The 15,306-nt window shown below is 69.6% G+C and carries 19 protein-coding genes; 14 read left to right on the top strand and 5 right to left on the bottom strand.

Annotated elements, in window-relative coordinates; translation table 11 throughout:
• The first annotated feature begins 51 nt into the window (after positions 1-51).
• The 6 genes from ACLBX9_RS20805 to ACLBX9_RS20780 all read left to right on the top strand — a co-directional run bounded on the left by ACLBX9_RS20805 (position 52) and on the right by ACLBX9_RS20780 (position 5,549).
• On the top strand, positions 52-1,041 hold the full coding sequence (locus tag ACLBX9_RS20805; RefSeq protein WP_447720302.1) for an extensin-like domain-containing protein: 990 nt from the start codon (positions 52-54) through the stop codon (positions 1,039-1,041).
• A gap of 164 nt (positions 1,042-1,205) precedes the next feature.
• Positions 1,206-1,667: a hypothetical protein gene (locus ACLBX9_RS20800; RefSeq protein WP_010687492.1), complete on the top strand. Its 462-nt coding sequence runs from the start codon at positions 1,206-1,208 to the stop codon at positions 1,665-1,667.
• Positions 1,668-1,669: 2 nt separating this feature from the next.
• On the top strand, positions 1,670-2,332 hold the full coding sequence (locus ACLBX9_RS20795) for a ribonuclease T2 family protein (protein ID WP_447720272.1): 663 nt from the start codon (positions 1,670-1,672) through the stop codon (positions 2,330-2,332).
• Between the two features lie 66 nt (positions 2,333-2,398).
• A complete protein-coding gene (locus ACLBX9_RS20790; protein WP_447720271.1) occupies positions 2,399-3,247 on the top strand; it encodes a 23S rRNA (adenine(2030)-N(6))-methyltransferase RlmJ in 849 nt (282 codons plus the stop codon).
• 222 nt (positions 3,248-3,469) lie between these two features.
• The gene (locus ACLBX9_RS20785; RefSeq protein ID WP_010687489.1) at positions 3,470-4,756 is read left to right on the top strand and encodes an outer membrane beta-barrel protein; all 1,287 of its coding nucleotides are present in this window, start codon (positions 3,470-3,472) and stop codon (positions 4,754-4,756) included.
• A 469-nt stretch (positions 4,757-5,225) separates the two neighbouring features.
• On the top strand, positions 5,226-5,549 hold the full coding sequence (locus ACLBX9_RS20780) for a hypothetical protein (protein ID WP_010687488.1): 324 nt from the start codon (positions 5,226-5,228) through the stop codon (positions 5,547-5,549).
• A 16-nt stretch (positions 5,550-5,565) separates the two neighbouring features.
• On the opposite strand, the gene ACLBX9_RS20775 is transcribed toward ACLBX9_RS20780, so the two are convergent.
• Positions 5,566-6,114, bottom strand: coding sequence for a GNAT family N-acetyltransferase (locus ACLBX9_RS20775; RefSeq protein ID WP_447720270.1), 549 nt, complete (start codon positions 6,112-6,114; stop codon positions 5,566-5,568).
• Between the two features lie 191 nt (positions 6,115-6,305).
• Here ACLBX9_RS20775 and ACLBX9_RS20770 point away from each other — a divergent pair, with 191 nt between their 5' ends.
• A complete protein-coding gene (locus tag ACLBX9_RS20770; RefSeq protein ID WP_447720269.1) occupies positions 6,306-7,790 on the top strand; it encodes a peptidoglycan DD-metalloendopeptidase family protein in 1,485 nt (494 codons plus the stop codon).
• 110 nt (positions 7,791-7,900) lie between these two features.
• On the opposite strand, the gene ACLBX9_RS20765 is transcribed toward ACLBX9_RS20770, so the two are convergent.
• Positions 7,901-8,242 (bottom strand): YidB family protein, encoded by a 342-nt coding sequence (locus ACLBX9_RS20765; RefSeq protein WP_010687485.1) that lies wholly within the window; start codon positions 8,240-8,242, stop codon positions 7,901-7,903.
• A gap of 160 nt (positions 8,243-8,402) precedes the next feature.
• Between ACLBX9_RS20765 and ACLBX9_RS20760 the strand changes: the two genes are divergently transcribed.
• Positions 8,403-8,660, top strand: coding sequence for a hypothetical protein (locus ACLBX9_RS20760; RefSeq protein WP_039894933.1), 258 nt, complete (start codon positions 8,403-8,405; stop codon positions 8,658-8,660).
• A gap of 29 nt (positions 8,661-8,689) precedes the next feature.
• Here the strand turns inward: ACLBX9_RS20760 and ACLBX9_RS20755 are convergent, their stop codons facing one another.
• Positions 8,690-9,172, bottom strand: coding sequence for a YidB family protein (locus ACLBX9_RS20755; protein ID WP_432419914.1), 483 nt, complete (start codon positions 9,170-9,172; stop codon positions 8,690-8,692).
• 50 nt (positions 9,173-9,222) lie between these two features.
• Between ACLBX9_RS20755 and ACLBX9_RS20750 the strand changes: the two genes are divergently transcribed.
• The 6 genes from ACLBX9_RS20750 (at position 9,223) to ACLBX9_RS20725 (ending at position 14,696) form a co-directional block, all read left to right on the top strand.
• Positions 9,223-10,104, top strand: a complete 882-nt coding sequence (locus ACLBX9_RS20750) for an alpha/beta fold hydrolase (protein WP_447720301.1) — start codon at positions 9,223-9,225, stop codon at positions 10,102-10,104.
• Positions 10,105-10,236: 132 nt separating this feature from the next.
• A complete protein-coding gene (yajC, locus tag ACLBX9_RS20745; RefSeq protein ID WP_010687482.1) occupies positions 10,237-10,569 on the top strand; it encodes a preprotein translocase subunit YajC in 333 nt (110 codons plus the stop codon).
• 57 nt (positions 10,570-10,626) lie between these two features.
• Positions 10,627-12,231, top strand: a complete 1,605-nt coding sequence (gene secD / locus ACLBX9_RS20740; protein WP_447720268.1) for a protein translocase subunit SecD — start codon at positions 10,627-10,629, stop codon at positions 12,229-12,231.
• A gap of 233 nt (positions 12,232-12,464) precedes the next feature.
• The gene (gene secF, locus ACLBX9_RS20735) at positions 12,465-13,406 is read left to right on the top strand and encodes a protein translocase subunit SecF (protein ID WP_010687480.1); all 942 of its coding nucleotides are present in this window, start codon (positions 12,465-12,467) and stop codon (positions 13,404-13,406) included.
• A gap of 13 nt (positions 13,407-13,419) precedes the next feature.
• Positions 13,420-13,818 carry an Mth938-like domain-containing protein gene (locus ACLBX9_RS20730; protein WP_010687479.1) on the top strand — a complete coding sequence of 133 codons (399 nt, stop codon included), beginning with the start codon at positions 13,420-13,422 and terminating at the stop codon, positions 13,816-13,818.
• On the top strand, positions 13,818-14,696 hold the full coding sequence (locus ACLBX9_RS20725) for a phytoene/squalene synthase family protein (RefSeq protein ID WP_447720267.1): 879 nt from the start codon (positions 13,818-13,820) through the stop codon (positions 14,694-14,696). The genes ACLBX9_RS20730 and ACLBX9_RS20725 overlap by 1 nt, the downstream gene beginning before the upstream one ends.
• 10 nt (positions 14,697-14,706) lie before the next feature.
• Here the strand turns inward: ACLBX9_RS20725 and ACLBX9_RS20720 are convergent, their stop codons facing one another.
• Both ACLBX9_RS20720 and ACLBX9_RS20715 read right to left on the bottom strand, forming a co-directional pair.
• Positions 14,707-15,045, bottom strand: a complete 339-nt coding sequence (locus tag ACLBX9_RS20720) for a DUF6883 domain-containing protein (protein WP_447720266.1) — start codon at positions 15,043-15,045, stop codon at positions 14,707-14,709.
• A complete protein-coding gene (locus tag ACLBX9_RS20715) occupies positions 15,042-15,293 on the bottom strand; it encodes a DUF4926 domain-containing protein (protein ID WP_010687476.1) in 252 nt (83 codons plus the stop codon). Before ACLBX9_RS20715 ends, ACLBX9_RS20720 begins: the two co-directional genes overlap by 4 nt.
• Between the last annotated feature and the right edge of the window lie 13 nt (positions 15,294-15,306).

Here is a 15,306-nt window from a genome sequence, read left to right as displayed (position 1 = left end):
CCGAAACGCCGTTGACGAACGCTTTACGGGACCGTGCGCATCGTCCCGATCATGTGGCGTGGCGTATCCCTGTTCTCGGCCCTGGCGCTGTTCGGCGCAGGCCTCACCGCGTGCTCGATCAACCATTTCGAGCGGCGTGACCCGTGGCGTGATCAGGCGGAGCAGGTCTGCCTGGCCAAGAAGCTCGTGGAGCCGTCGGAGTACATCACGCCGATCGCCGCGATGGACGGGCCGGGTCCCTGCGGCATGCAGCAGCCCTTCCGGGTGACGCGGCTCGCCGGCGGCACGGTCCTGATGAAGCAGCGGATGACGCTCGGCTGCCCGGCGCTGGCCGAGGCGGAGGCCTGGCTCGCCGACACGATCCAGCCGGCCGCCAACCTCTACTTCGGCGTGCCGGTGGCCGAGATCAACGCCGGCTCCTATTCCTGCCGCGGCCGCAACAACCAGCCGGGTGCCAAGCTCTCCGAGCACGGCTTCGGCAACGCCATCGACGTCATGTCGATCAAGCTCGCGGACGGCCACGTGATCACCGTGAAGGGCGGCTGGCGCGGCACGGAGGCCGAGCAGGGCTTCCTGCGCGAGATCTTCCTCGGCGCCTGTCAGCGCTTCACCACGGTGCTGGCACCCGGCTCCAACGTGTTCCACTACGACCATATCCACGTCGACCTGGCCCGGCACGATCCGCGCGGGCTGAAGCGGATCTGCCAGCCGCTGATCAAGTTCACCCCGCAGCTCGGCACGGGCGTCGAGCGGCCGCTGTCCCGCCCGGTCCCGCCGCCGCGCCAGCCGGCCGCCCCGCAGGCTCCGGTGGATGTGGAGGAGGACGATCCTTACGGCCTCTCGCCGATGTCGAAGGCCGGCGGCGCGACTCAGGTGGCCCGCGCCCCGGCCCGCCTGCCGGCGGCATCGGCCTACACCTCCGCGCCGCCGGTCCGGCCCGCGCCACGCGTCGCCAACGCCGCGCCCGAGGAGCCGGCACAGGAGTACGACGAGCCGCTTCAGCTCGGCGCGCCGCCGCCGAGCACCGGGCCCATCTACTGAGCGGACGGCTGCCTGTCCGCGTGGCCTTCCTGACGCGCGGTACTGTAGCGGCCGCGCCGCACCGTTCGCCAAAGCGTGGCCGCGCGATCCTCGGAGCTTGACTGGCGGCGCGGTGGCGGCATCGTTCACCGATGCAGGTCCGCACATCCGTCGAGGCACGCGCCATGCGCCCGATCCGTCACGGCTTCGCCCTCGGGCTGGCCCTCCTCTCCCTGGCACAGCCGGCGCTCGCCCGCTCGGCCCGGGAGGATATCGAGCCCGCCGAGGAGCGCGTCTTCCCGTTCGACGCCCAGATCCCCGGCTGCCAGGACCCGTCGGTTCTGGAGCGGGTCTCGACCAACTTCGCCGAGAAGGAGGCGAAGTTCTGGAACTCGTCGATGACGATCCTGTCCTTCGACACGATCGAGCGCACCGCCTGGCGGCCGTGGGGGCTCGACACCTACCCGCGCCGGTTCTGCACCGCGACCGTGACAACCTCGGACGGCGTGCGCCGCAAGGTCGACTACTCGGTCCGCGAGAGCCTCGGCATCATCGGCGCGACCTGGGGCGTCGAGTTCTGCGTCCACGGGCTCGACCGCGACCTCGCCTACGCCTACGCCACCGCGTGCCGGATGGCGCGCCCCTGACCATGCGCGGGCTCGCCGCCTGCCTCGCCGGCCTGATCCTGGCCGGCCCGGCTGCCGCCCAGGACTTCGGCGGCTTCGCCCGGCGCGGCACGCCCGGCGAGTTCGACTTCTACGTCCTCGCCCTGTCGTGGTCGCCGACCTATTGCGCGGGCCAAGGCCAGCGCCGGGACGACGTTCAGTGCGCCCCGGGTCGCGGCCTCGGCTTCGTCGTGCACGGACTCTGGCCGCAATATGCGCGGAGCTACCCCGAGAACTGCTCGGCGGTGACGCGCCCGCCGACTCGGCAGGCCATGGACGTGGCCGGACAGGTCTATCCCAGCGAGGGGCTCGCCCGGTACGAGTGGCGCAAGCACGGCACCTGTTCGGGCCTCGACCCCGCCGCCTACTTCTCCGCTGCACGGGAGGCCCGCCTCGCGGTGACCATTCCGGAGGCGCTCAAGGGCGGCGGCCCGCCGCAGACCCTGGCCCCGATCGAGATCGCCCGGCAATTCGTGGCCGCCAATCGCGGCCTGCGGCCCGACATGATGTCGGTCACCTGCGCCCGGGGGCAGTTGCAGGAGGTCCGTATCTGCTTCGGCAAGGACCTGCGCGGCTTCGCCTCCTGTCCCGAGGTCACCCGCGGCAATTGCCGCGCGCCGGAAATCACCCTCGACGCGGCGCGCTGACATTTTCGGGCGGTTCGGCGGGGCGCCGCTGGACCTGGAGGCCCGGATCCGCTTCACCGCGCGTCCATGAACTACCGACACGCCTTCCACGCCGGCAACCACGCCGACGTGCTCAAGCATCTCGTGCTGGCGCGGGTGCTCGACCACCTGCGCCGCAAGGACAAGCCCTTCCGCGCGCTCGATGCCTTCGCGGGCCTGGGCGTCTACGACCTCGATGCCGACGAGGCGGCCCGCACCGGCGAGTGGCGGGACGGCTGGGGCCGGATGGACGAGCCCTTCGCGGAACCCGTCGAGGCGCTGCTCGCGCCCTATCGAGCGGCCGTGGCGGCCGTGCGCGCACGCCACGGCGCCACGGCCTATCCGGGCTCGCCGGCTCTCATCCGCGAGGCCCTGCGGCCGGGCGACAAGGGCGTGTTCGTGGAACTCCATCCACTGGACGCCGCCACGCTGCGGGGGCGCTACGAGCGCGATTCGCGGACCAAGGTGCTGACCCTCGACGGCTGGACCGCCGTCAACGCCCAGATCCCGCCGCCGGAGCGGCGCGGCCTGGTGCTGATCGACCCGCCCTACGAGGTTCCCGGCGAGATCGAGCGGCTCGGCGCCCATCTCGTGCGCGCGGTCGCCAAATGGCCCACCGGCATCTTCCTGGCCTGGTACCCGGTCAAGGATGCCGCCGCCCTCGATCGCATGGTCCGCGACCTCGATGGCGCCCTGGCTCGCCCGGCGCTGCGCCTCGACCTGCTGATCGACCGGCCCGACGACCCCACGCGGCTGACCGGCAGCGGCCTGATCGTCGTCAACCCGCCCTGGCGGCTCGCCGAGGAGGCGACGCTGTTTCTCCCGGCCCTGGCGGAGCGCTTGGCGCGCCATGACTTCGGAGGTTTTCGTTGCGATCCGTTAGGCCCTTCGGCCTGACCGGGCAGCTTTGGGCGGCCATTCTCAAGCACTGCCGCGGCCCCAACAGTGTTGACTACGCTCCGCCCGGTCGATTGTGGCGAGAAAACCACATTCATGCCTAGACCTATGCCAGCGATACGGAACTGCTCAAAAAATATGCAAATGCTAGTTCTTTGATTTTGTGTCATTCGCCGCGCGATGTCAGCTTGGCCGTAGACGAACCCCAACGAGCTGCGAGCCATGCTGAAGCGTTCAACCCTGACCGGCCTCGCCGCCGTGATGCTGTCCTCCGCCAGCGCCCTGGCGGCTGACTTGGCCGCTCCGGCCCCGGTGCCGGTGCCGCCCCCGGCCGAGCCCTGCAAGGCGACGCTTCTCGGCCCGACCTATGGCGGCGTGATCAAGGCCAATCCCAGCCCGACCTGCTTTTCCGCCGGCCCGCTCGGCGACCTCTACGTCGGGGGCGCCGTGACCGGCTACGGCTACACCCAGACCAACCCCTTCGCGTCGTTCTCGACTCCGGCGGCGCCCAATGACCGGGACCGCGCGGCGCGCTTCGACTTCTCGAACATCCAGGGCATCATCCAGAAGCCCGAGGGCGCGTTCCAGTTCTACGTGCAGGCGGGCGGCTACTCGATCCCGCAGCTCGGCTTCCCGACCCTCGGGACCTTCACCCAGACGGACCTGCTGTTCGGCCCGGTCCCGGTCGCCTTCGGCAAGATCCAGATCAACGACGAGTGGTCCGTCCAGGGCGGCCGGATGTTCACCCTGATCGGCACCGAGCTGCTGTTCACCTACCAGAACCTGAACATCAACCGCGGCCTGCTGTTCGTGCAGGAGAACTTCATCAACCAGGGCGTCCAGCTCAACTACGCCAGCGGACCGCTCTCGGTGTCGCTCGCCGGCACGGACGGGTTCTTCTCCAACGAGATCACGTGGTTCACCGGCAACGTCGCCTACAAGCTCGACGACTTCAACACGGTCGGCGTCAACGGCGGTCTCAACCTCGGCCGCACCAACGCCTTCGCCCGGAGCCCGCGCTACCAGTTCGCCACGCCGGGCTTCCAGCAGAACAGCGGCATCTTCGACATCAACTACACCTACGCGAACGGTCCTTGGATCGTCTCGCCCTACTTCCAGTTCACCAATGTCGAGCGGGATCCGCGCATCGGCATCTTCAATTCCGCCTCGACCTACGGCGGGGCGCTCCTGGCGGCCTACTCGTTCACCGACAACTTCTCCCTGGCGGGCCGCATCGAGTACACCGAGCAGTCGGGCGTGCGGGGGTCCGGGACGACGAACCTGCTGGGCTTCGGCGCCGGCAGCAACGCCTTCTCGTTCACCATCACGCCGACCTTCACGTTCGACCGCTTCTTCTTCCGGGTGGAGTACGCGCACGTCGAACTCGGCGGGATCACCCGCGCCGCCATCACCGACGAGGGGCTGCTGATCCCCGGTACCGGCTTCGGCCGGACCGGCAACCGCACCTCGCAGGACCGCTACATGGTCGAGACCGGCATCACCTTCTGATCCGGTGCGCGTCCCGGCCCTCGGGCCGGACCGCAGCAGCCCCCGGCCTCGCGCCGGGGGCTTTTTTGTGCCGACGTTGCGGGTCTAGAACGCGATTGTGCGGGCCTGAATGCGCCTGGCTAGCCCGGCTGCGCGCCCGCTCGATGGGCTTCGCGACGCGGTTCCGAGATGGCACAGGGTGAGTCTGATCCGCCCCAAGCCGAGAGCCGGGCCATTCGATCCGGGTGCGCCCGAACGAACTTCGCGTCCCGAGTTGTTCCTGGAAAGAACCGCGTATCTCAGGTTCAATCAAGATCAAGCTATGATGGCGCGCATCAACGTTGCGTCTCTATTGCCTTAAGCAACAATATAGTGCTTATAAGATGTTCGATCATGATCCGATAGGTCTTCGATAGAACTTGCAATGCTGTGCTGAACGCGTTTACCCTGCGTCCTATGCTGGCCGTCGTCAGATCAGGGACAGGTTCACATGGCTTCGATCGAGGCACTTTCGGCGGCGCTCCGGAGCCTCGCGGCGCCCGGGATGACACCCAAGGCGCTGCGTGCCGCCGTCCTCGAGGAATATCCTGACGCCTCCAAGAAGGAGATCGTGCGCGCGGCCTTCCACGCGCTGATCGAATCACAGTCACAGGAAACCCTCGCGGTGGACACCCTCCACGGCTTTGCCCTGGCGGAGCGCGCGTCCGTCGACGACGAGCCGGTCTCGGTGGCGCCCCGGCGGACGAGGCGGCATCGGCGCGTCGCCGCGTCGGTCGCCGCAACGATCGCCCAACCCGTCGCCGTCGCGGTTTGAGCGCCGCGGGCCGGCGTCAGTCGCGCCGGAGCAGGCGTCGGCCCGGCCGGTGGCCTTCCTCGCCGGTATCGCGGAAGCCGAGCTTCTCGAGCAAGCTCCACGAGGCGAGGTTGGCGGGGCGGCACTCGGCGACGAGGATGCGCGCCGGGAAGTGCCCCCTCAGCGCCCCGATGATTGCCGAGACCGCCTCGAAGGCAAATCCGCGCCCCCGGGCCGCCCCGCCGATCCAGTAACCGATCTCGATCACGCCCGCGCCGCGCAGGTGCGTCCCCACCACGCCCACAAGCTCGCGCGCCGACGCCTGCGTCGGCTCCGCGCCGGCGACGCGATGCCAGGCGCCGAGGAAACGGTCCTGTCCACGCGCGCCGCTCCGGATCAGATCCTCGGCGTCCTGCAGCGTGAAGGGCGCCGGCAGGAAGTCCACCGCCGCGGTGATCGCCGGGTCGTCCGTGAGCCGGCGGAGGTCCTGCGCATCCTCGGGCCGCAGAGCGGCGATCGACAGGCGAGCGGTCTCGATCCCGGGCAGGACGGCAAGGCTGTCGCGTGCGGCGCGGATGGTAAACATCCCTTCGATGTGGGGTGGAAGCCGGACCGGAAAAGGCACGATTCCAACGGCCCTGATCATCCCGTAGGCCGCACGAAAACCGGACCCGGTCCTTCGCGCAAGGGTCGCAGTTCTGCCGAACGGGAACGGTTGCTTAACCTGAATCCGTCTTCATTGGGGCATCAGGTTGCGTCAGGCAAACGGGTGCGTCGATGCGGGTGCGCGGTACGGGTCAGATGTTGCGGACGCTCTCGCGCTTCGCCCTCATCGGCATCATCGGCGGTGCGGCCGCCGCCTGCTCGTCGGATGCCTCGCGGCTGAGCAATCCCTTCTCGAATCCTTTCGATTCGGAGCCCTCCGCCACCGGCAGCCTGCCGGACGGGACGCTCAAGCCCGCGCCCGCGATCCGCACGGGCCGCATCCAGTCGGAGGCGCTCAGCCCGCCCTCAACCCCGCGCTCGGCCGCGACCCATTCCGCCGCGCTTGCCGCCACACCCGCCGCCGCGCCCGCGACGCGCGTCGCCTCGACCGGCACGGTCGGCTGGAACGCGCAGGGCGGCACACAGATCACCGTGTCGCAGAACGACAGCCTGAACCAGATGTCGACGCGGTTCGGCGTGCCGGCGTCCGCGATCCTGTCCGCCAACGGACTGACCAGTGCCAGCCAGATCACGCCCGGCCGGCAGATCGTGATCCCGGTCTACAACGCCTCCGGCATGAACCCGGCCGCGGCTCCGATGACCGCCCGCCCGGCCCGGGCGGCCGAGGAGAAGCGCGAGGACGCCAAGCAGGTCGAGGCCAAGATCGCCGCCAAGCGCGAGGAAGCCAAGGAGGCGGCCAAGCGCGAGGAGGCGAAGGAGGCGGCCAAGCGTGCCGCCTCCAAGGAAGCCGACCGCAAGGAAGCCGACCGCAAGGAAGCTGATCGCAAGGAAGCCCTTGCCCGCGAGGCCGCGGCCCGCAAGGTCGCCGACGCGAAGGCCACGAAGGAGGGCGACAAGCCGCGGCACGTGCGTCCGGGTCAGGTCGCCAAGGCCGACGAGAAGAAGCCCGACGAGAAGAAGGCGGATCCCAAGGCCGAGGCGAAGGCCAAGGCCGAGGTGAAGGCCCAGGAAGCCAAGGCCGAGGCGAAGGCTGCCGCCAAGGCGGAGGCCGCCCAGAAGCTCGCCGAGGCGAAGGCTGCCAAGGAGGCTGCGCAGAAGGCTGCCGCCGCCGAGAAGGCCGAGAAGGTCGCCGCCAAGGAGACGCCGAAGGCTGCCGCTCCGGCCGCGCCCGCCGCTCCGGCGAAGCCCGAGCCGGCCGCGACCGGCTCGGTCGCCGACGCGACGCCCTCGGAGAGCTTCCGCTGGCCCGCCAAGGGCCGGGTGATCTCGGGCTATGGCAGCTCCGGCAACGAGGGCATCAACATCGCGGTGCCGGAGGGCACGCCCGTCAAGGCGGCCGAGGAAGGCACGGTTGCCTATGCCGGCTCCGACGTGAAGGGCTACGGCAAGCTCGTGCTGGTGCGTCACGCCAACGGCTACGTCTCGGCCTACGCCCATAACGGCGAGATCGACGTGAAGCCCGGCGACAAGGTCAAGCGCGGCCAGACGATCGCCAAATCCGGCGCCTCCGGCAACGTGACCTCGCCGCAGCTGCATTTCGAGATCCGCAAGGGCGGCGCGCCCGTGGACCCGATGTCCCAGCTCGCCAGCAACTGAGCGGCGCATCCCGATCGCGCGGCGCGGCGGTCCCGGAAGGGGCCGCCGCTCGCCTGTATGGATGGCGGCAGGACAGGCAGGCTCGCGCTCGGTGGTCCCCGACCGCGCGTCTAGGATTTCGGCTCCTGCAGCGTCCCGTCGGGGCTGTGGCGGTCCACCGCCTCGGGGAGCACCCGAGCCAGCGTCGGGAACAGCTGATCCATCGGAATACCGAGCTTCTGCGCCATCTGACGCACCTGCTCGTTGTCGAGGACTCTGCGCAGGTCGTCCGCGGTGATCGGCTCGTTCGGTCCGCGGCCGAGCCAGGAATTGACCTGGCTCTCGTAACCCGAGCGGCGGAGCTGGTCGAGCAGCGCGTTCAGGCCACCGGGCAGCACCTGCTGGATGATGCCGGGCAACGCCTTGAGCGCCATCTGCCCCAGCGAACCGCCGAGGGAATCGAGCAGGCTCATGCGGGTCTCCTGTCGTTAGTCGCCGGCGGTCACACGGGTGCCCGTCGCCCACCGCGGGCAGGAGGCGGCCGCCGTGCCGCGTGAAGTGTAATTTAGTCGACAGAGGACGGACAGTCGCGCGGAATCCTGGCCCGGAACGCGCTCCTGCAGTCTCGCGGCTATGAAACTCCTGGTCCTGTCCTCTTTACTTTCGTTGTGGATCAGCGTGGCCCTGGCGGCGCCGTCCGGCACGGGCCGTCAAGCGGATCAACACAGCCTGACGGACGCGGTCTTCGTGCGGCCGCTCTACGGCGTCTACCGGCATTGCGGCGGGGCGTGCCTCAAGAGCGGTGGGCTGTCCTGGTACTGCTTCGCCAAGCAGAGTTGCTACCTCAGCTGCGCTACGGCGCCGCCTCTGATGAAATGCGCGGTGCCGTGATGCCCCAGGAACGTTGCGCCCGGTCGGGCCTACGCGCCGACCTGGGTGCTGAAGTTCGGCTGGGGCTTCAGCTTGCCGTCCTCGCTCTGATCCGCCACCGCCGCCGGCAGGAACTCGGACAGAACCGTGGCCACGCGGCCCTCCGGCACGCCGAGGTCGTAGGCGAGGCGTTCGGTGACGCCGTCCGGCAGGCACGCGGCGATCGCGGAGGCCGGCACGGTCTGCCGGCTGTCCGGCCGTCCGCCCGCCGCGAGCCACGACCCGACTGCATCGCCGTGGCCGGTCTCGCGCAGCCGCCCGAGGAAGGCGGCCAGACCGCCGGGATAGAACTTCGCCAGTGCCAGAGCGAGTTTGCCGCTGCCCGCCCCGTCCAGGGCCCGCTCGGCCGCCGCCGCCACGTCGCCGATCAGGTTTCTCGCACCGTCTAGCAGGCCCATGGATCTCCCCGTCACGCTGGTTCGCCGCGTGGCAAGATCGGGCGCGGTCCGGCCCCGGCAAGCGCGTGCGGCAATTGCGCGGGCGATCCGATAGGATGCGCGTCCGGGATATGCGGGAGCCGATGATGAAGCGTGTGCAGGCCGGCGTGCTGGACATCGCCTATCTGGAGTTCGGACCGCCGGACGGACCGCCCGCCGTGCTGCTCCACGGCTTCCCGTACGACGTCCACGCCTGCACCGTGGCGGCGGCTCAGCTGGCCGAGGCCGGCGCGCGCTGTCTCGTCCCCTACCTGCGCGGCTACGGGCCGACCCGCTTTCGCGACACCTCGACGCCGCGTTCGGGCGAGCAAGCGGCGCTCGGGGCCGATCTCGTGGCCTTCCTGGATGCCCTCGGGATCGCGCGCGCCGTGCTCGCCGGCTACGATTGGGGCGGCCGGGCCGCCTGCGTGGTCTCGGCGCTCTGGCCGGACCGGTCCAGGGGGCTGGTGAGCTGCGGCGTCGGCTACAACATCCAGAACATCCCGGCCGCAGGCAGGCCTGCCGCGCCCGAGGCGGAGCACCGGCTCTGGTATCAGTATTATCTCCACAGCGAGCGCGGCCGCGCCGGCCTCGCGGAGAACCGGGAGGCGTTCTGCCGCCTGCTCTGGCAGCTCTGGTCGCCGACCTGGGCGTTCGAGGCTGCGACCTTCGCGGCGACCGCGCAAGCCTTCGACAATCCGGACTTCGTCGACGTGGTGGTGCATTCCTATCGCCATCGGTTCGGCCTCGTGCCGGGCGATCCGGCCCTCGGGGCGGTCGAGGCACGGCTGGCGGCCCAGCCGGAGATCGCCGTGCCATCGATCGTGCTTCTCGGCGCCGACGACGGCGTCGGCCCGCCGCCCGCCACCGACGCGGACGCCCGCCGCTTCACCGGTCCTTACCGGCGTGAGATCGTCGCGGGGGTGGGCCACAACTTTCCCCAGGAGGCGCCGGACGTCTTCGCCGAGGCGGTGCGCGCCCTGCTGTGAGGGCGCGGCCGGACCCACTCGCTTCGGCGTTGCTTTCGGGAAGCCCCTGGCTATAGTCCGCGCGCTTTTCGACCGGTCTGCCCATGCCGAAATCCGGCGGCAGGCCCGCTCGCCACTCGCAGGAGACGCTCGTTGATCACCCCCGCCTTCGCGCAAGGGGCCGGTACGGCCGCTGGCGGAGCGGAGATCGCCTTTCAGGTGGTCCCGTTCGTCCTGATCTTCGTGATCATGTATTTCCTGATCCTGCGACCGCAGCAGAAGCGGGTCAAGGACCACCAGGCGCTGCTGAAGTCCGTGCGCCGGGACGACACGGTCGTGACCAACGGCGGACTGATCGGCCGCGTGACCAAGGCTGCGGATGACGCCGCCGAGATCGAGGTGGAGATCGCCCCGAACGTCCGCGTGCGGGTCGTCCGGTCGATGATCTCCGAGGTCCGCGCCAAGGGCACCGTGAAGGCTGCCTGAACCGCTGGTTGAACCGGCCGGCGCAAAGCGCCGGCCCACAAGAGAAAAAGACGGCCGATGCTGCGCTTCTCCCGTGCGAAGATCTTCGCCACGCTGGGCCTGATCCTGGTGGGGCTGATGCTCGCCGTGCCGAGCTTCTTCTCCCCCGAGCAGCGCAAGGGCTTCGTCGCCAGCCTGCCCGCGTGGTTCCCGAGCTGGATCGTTCCGACGCGCGCCATCGTGCTCGGCCTGGATCTCCAGGGCGGCTCGCAACTCCTGCTCGAAGTCGACCAGAACGAGCTGATCGCCTCACAGGCCAAGGCGTTGCGCGACGACGTTCGCCGCGTGCTCCAGCAGGAGAACGTGCGCGCCGACGGCGGCATCGGCCTGCTCCAGCGGGGCGTGCAGGTGAAGATCGCGGACGACGCGGCGCGCGCCAAGGTCCTGCCGAAGCTCCAGGAGCTGGCGCAGCCGATCACCACGTCGCTCGGCCAGACCGCCGCCCGCACCCTCGACATCGCCGAGCAGCCCGGCGGCGTGGTCCGCCTGACGCTCACCGATGCCGGCATCACCGACCGCACCCGGCGCGCCGTGAGCCAGGGCATCGAGGTCATCCGCCGCCGCCTCGACTCCACCGGGACCACCGAGCCCTCGATCCAGCAGCAGGGCGCCGACCGGATCCTGATCCAGGTGCCGGGCGAGCAGAACCCCGAGCGGCTCGAGAGGCTCCTCGGCTCCACCGCCAAGCTCGAGTTCCGCATGCTCGCCGACAGCCCGTCCGGCGACGTCGACATGCTGCCCTCCAAGGACGAGAAGGGCGCCAAGGTCCCGGTCGAGCGGCGGGTCATGGCCGATGGCGGCGAGCTGACCGACGCGCAGCCCGCCTTCGACCAGCAGTCCCACGAGCCGATGGTGAGCTTCAAGTTCAACCTGCGCGGCGCGCAGCGCTTCGGGCAGGCGACCTCGGAGAATGTCGGCCGGCGCATGGCGATCGTGCTGGACAACGAGGTGGTCTCGGCGCCGGTCATCCGCTCGGCGATCACCGGCGGATCCGGCCAGATCACCGGCAACTTCACGGTGCAGCAGGCCAACGACCTCGCGGTGCTGCTGCGGGCCGGCGCCCTGCCGGCCAAGTTCACCGTGGTCGAGCGCCGCGTCGTCGGGCCGGGTCTCGGCCGCGACTCCATCGAGGCCGGCAAGCTCGCCACCCTGGTGGCGGCGGCTCTGGTGGTGGCCTTCATGTTCGCCACCTACGGGACCTTCGGCTTCATCGCCAACATCGCTCTGATGGTCCACGTGGGGCTGATCCTGGGCCTGATGTCGGTGCTGGAGGCGACCATGACGCTGCCGGGCATCGCCGGCATCGTGCTGACGATCGGCACCGCGGTGGATTCCAACGTGCTGATCTACGAGCGCATGCGCGAGGAGCAGCGGGCCGGCCGCTCGCTGATCTCGGCGCTGCAGGCGGGCTTCGACCGGGCCTTCGCCACCATCATCGATTCGAACTCGACCATGGCGATCGCCGCCCTGATCCTGTTCTTCCTCGGCTCGGGCCCGGTGAAGGGCTTCGCCGTGGTCTTCATCCTCGGCATCCTCACCACGGTCATCACGGCGGTGACGCTGACCCGGATGATGATCGCGGTGTGGTACAAGACCTTCCGGCCGAAGGCCCTGCCGTTCTGAATGAACTCACTTTCGGGAGACGCGTCACCGCCGGCCTGATACCGCTGTTCCAAATCACCCCTCATCCTGAAGTGCCCGCGTCAGCGGGCCCCGAAGGAGGGCTCCAGGGATCACGGTTGTCACTGGAGGGCTCCTTCGAGGCCTCCGCTCCGCTCCGGCACCTCAGGATGAGGGCGAGAGTGGGACAGGCGATCGGGCCGGCGCTGCGATCTTCCCAACGTTAGGTCCGAAAAATGCGCCTGCTCCGCCTCTGGCCCGATGAATCGCATTTCGACTTCATGCGATTCCGGCGCTTCACCTTCCCGCTCTCGGCGCTGCTCTCGCTCGCCACGGTGGCGCTGTTCCTGTCGATCGGGCTGAACTTCGGCATCGACTTCAAGGGCGGCACCCTCGTCGAGCTGCAGGCGAAGTCCGGCACCGCCGACGTGGCGTCGATCCGGCACACGGCGGCGGGCTTCGGCTTCGGCGAGCCGGAGGTGCAGGAACTCGGCAACCAAGGTACCGTGCTGGTACGCCTGCCGCTGCAGCCCGGCGAGCAGGGCCAGACCGCGGTGATGAACAAGGCGCACGCCGCCTTCGACAAAGATTACGACTTCCGCCGCACCGAGACTGTCGGCCCGCGCGTCTCCGGGGAACTCGTCCAGTCCGGCACGCTCGGTGTCGTGCTGTCGGTCGTGGCGGTGCTGCTCTACCTCTGGTTCCGATTCGAGCGGGAGCTGGCGCTCGGCGCCATCGTGGGCACGCTCCACGACATCGTGCTCACCGTCGGCGTGTTCATCATCAGCCGGATCGAGTTCAACATGACCTCGATCGCGGCGATCCTGACGATCGTGGGCTACTCGCTGAACGAGACCGTGGTGGTGTTCGACCGGACCCGGGAGCTGATGCGCCGCTACAAGACAATCCCAACCGTCGACCTGCTCAACCTGTCGATCAACTCGACCATGTCGCGCACGGTGATGACGTCGATCTCGTCCGCCCTGTCGCTGCTGGCCCTGGTGCTGTTCGGCGGCGAGGCGATCAAGGGCTTCGCCGTGGTGATGCTCTGCGGCGTCCTGATCTGCACCTACTCGGCGATCTTCATCTCGACGCCGGTGTTGATCTATCTGGGCCTGATGCTCTCGGGCGCCCGCGCGGCGGCCGAGCGTTCGGGCGTCCCGCAACCGGCGGAGTAGTCCTTTTCCCGAGATGGCCGATCAGCCAAGTCCGAAGAGCTTCGAATCCGGCTTCGTGCCGGGGCGCCACATCATCGACACCTACGGCAATGGCGGCTTCCGCTTCGCCGGCATGTCGCATCGCGGCTCGATCCTGCTGCTGCCCTCGGGCGTGCGGGCCTGGGACGTGACGGAGCCGCGGAACATCGACCGCACGGCGCTGCGCCCGGTCCAGGCCGAGGCGGGAGACATCGAGCTGCTGCTCGTCGGAACAGGCCTCGACATCGCGGCGATCGATCCCGCCCTGCGGGGCTGGCTGAAGGATGTCGGCGTCGGCCTCGACGTGATGCAGACCGGCGCCGCCGCCCGGACCTACAACATCCTGGTCGCCGAGAACCGCAAGGTCGCGGCCGCGCTGATCGCGGTGGCCTGATGCCGGAGGTGGAGGGCCAGACCGCCGAGACAGGGCTCGCCTTCGCGCAATCCCATTGCGAGGGCTTGGTGCGGACCGGCGATCCGGACCGCTACTACGCGACCCTCTTCGCCCCCGCCGCCGCCCGCCCGCACCTCTTCGCGCTCTACGCCTTCAGTCTGACCGTCGCGCGGGTGCGTGAGGCCGCCTCGAACCCGATGGCCGGGGAAATCCGCCTGCAATGGTGGCGCGACGCCCTGCAGGGCGAGGCCCGCGGCGACGTGCGTGCCAACCCGGTGGCGGCGGCCCTGGAGGAGGCGATCCGGGTGAACCGCCTCGGCCGCCAGCCCTTCGTCGACCTGATCGACGCCCGCGTCTTCGACCTCTACGAGGATCCGATGCCCCGGGTGAACGACCTGGAGGGATATTGCGGCGAGACCGCCTCGGCCCTGTTCCGGCTGGCGAGCCTCGTGATCGGCAACGGCTCAGAGCCGGGCGGCGCGGGGGCGGCCGGCCATGCCGGCGTGGCCTACGGGATCACCGGGCTCCTGCGCGCCCTGCCCTGGCACGCCCGCTCCGGTCAGGTCTACCTGCCGGCCGACATCCTCGGCCGCTACGGCGTCACCCGCGAGGATATCGTCACCGGTCGCGGCGGGCCGGGCCTGCGCCGCGCCTGCGCCGACCTGCGCGATCTTGCCCGGCAGCACCTGAAGGCCTTCGAGGCGGCGCGCCCGACCATCGCGCCCTCGACGGGGGCCGCGTTCCTGCCGGTGGCGCTGGTGGAGCCCTACCTCGCCGCCATGGAGCGCGCGTCCTACGACCCGCTCAACACGCCATTCGAGCTGCCGCGCTGGCGCCGGCTGTGGCGCCTGTGGCGGGCCGCGCGGCGAGTGGGGTGAGCGGTCGCACTCAGGTCATCGGTACGGAGGTGACGAAATGGGCGTGCCCCGTCGCATCGCTGCGCCAGACCGTTCGGATATGCGGATTACGCCCATCCGGCGATAGAATGGGTCCCTCGAAGATCAGTTTCACGTCCCCACGCGCCGAGACCGTTTCGCCGATGTAGGAGGTCTCGGTCGGATGATCGAGCAGCGCCGACGAGAGCGAGAGCGGGTCGCCCAGATGGAACCCGAAACGCTTGAAGAACCGCGCCTTTGGGCCGCCTTCGATGTGGGATTCGTCCAGCAGGTAGCCGTCGATCTTACGCGGGTCGAGCGACCAACTCCGCGGCCAGTCCGGAGGGCTCAAGCGTTCGCCCGTTTGACGAGGCGGAGGTCCATTGCCTCGACGGTAGCAAGCGCGCCAGCCGGCTCCGCAAATTCGACCTCGTAGGCCTCGCCGTCACGCCAGACGCCGACGATCGTGCCCTCGGACCCCACCTCCATCGTGACACCGTCATCCGTCACGGCAGCGGCGGTCAAGGCCACCCGATCGAGATCCCGCAGATCCGACCGCAGCTCATTGCGTCTGACGATGTAATGCGCGTCGACCGACATGCCCGAAGGATGA

Source organism: Methylobacterium sp. A49B, assembly GCF_053346215.1.
Note: the sequence above shows the minus strand (reverse complement) of the source record. Positions and strands in the feature narration are given on the sequence as shown.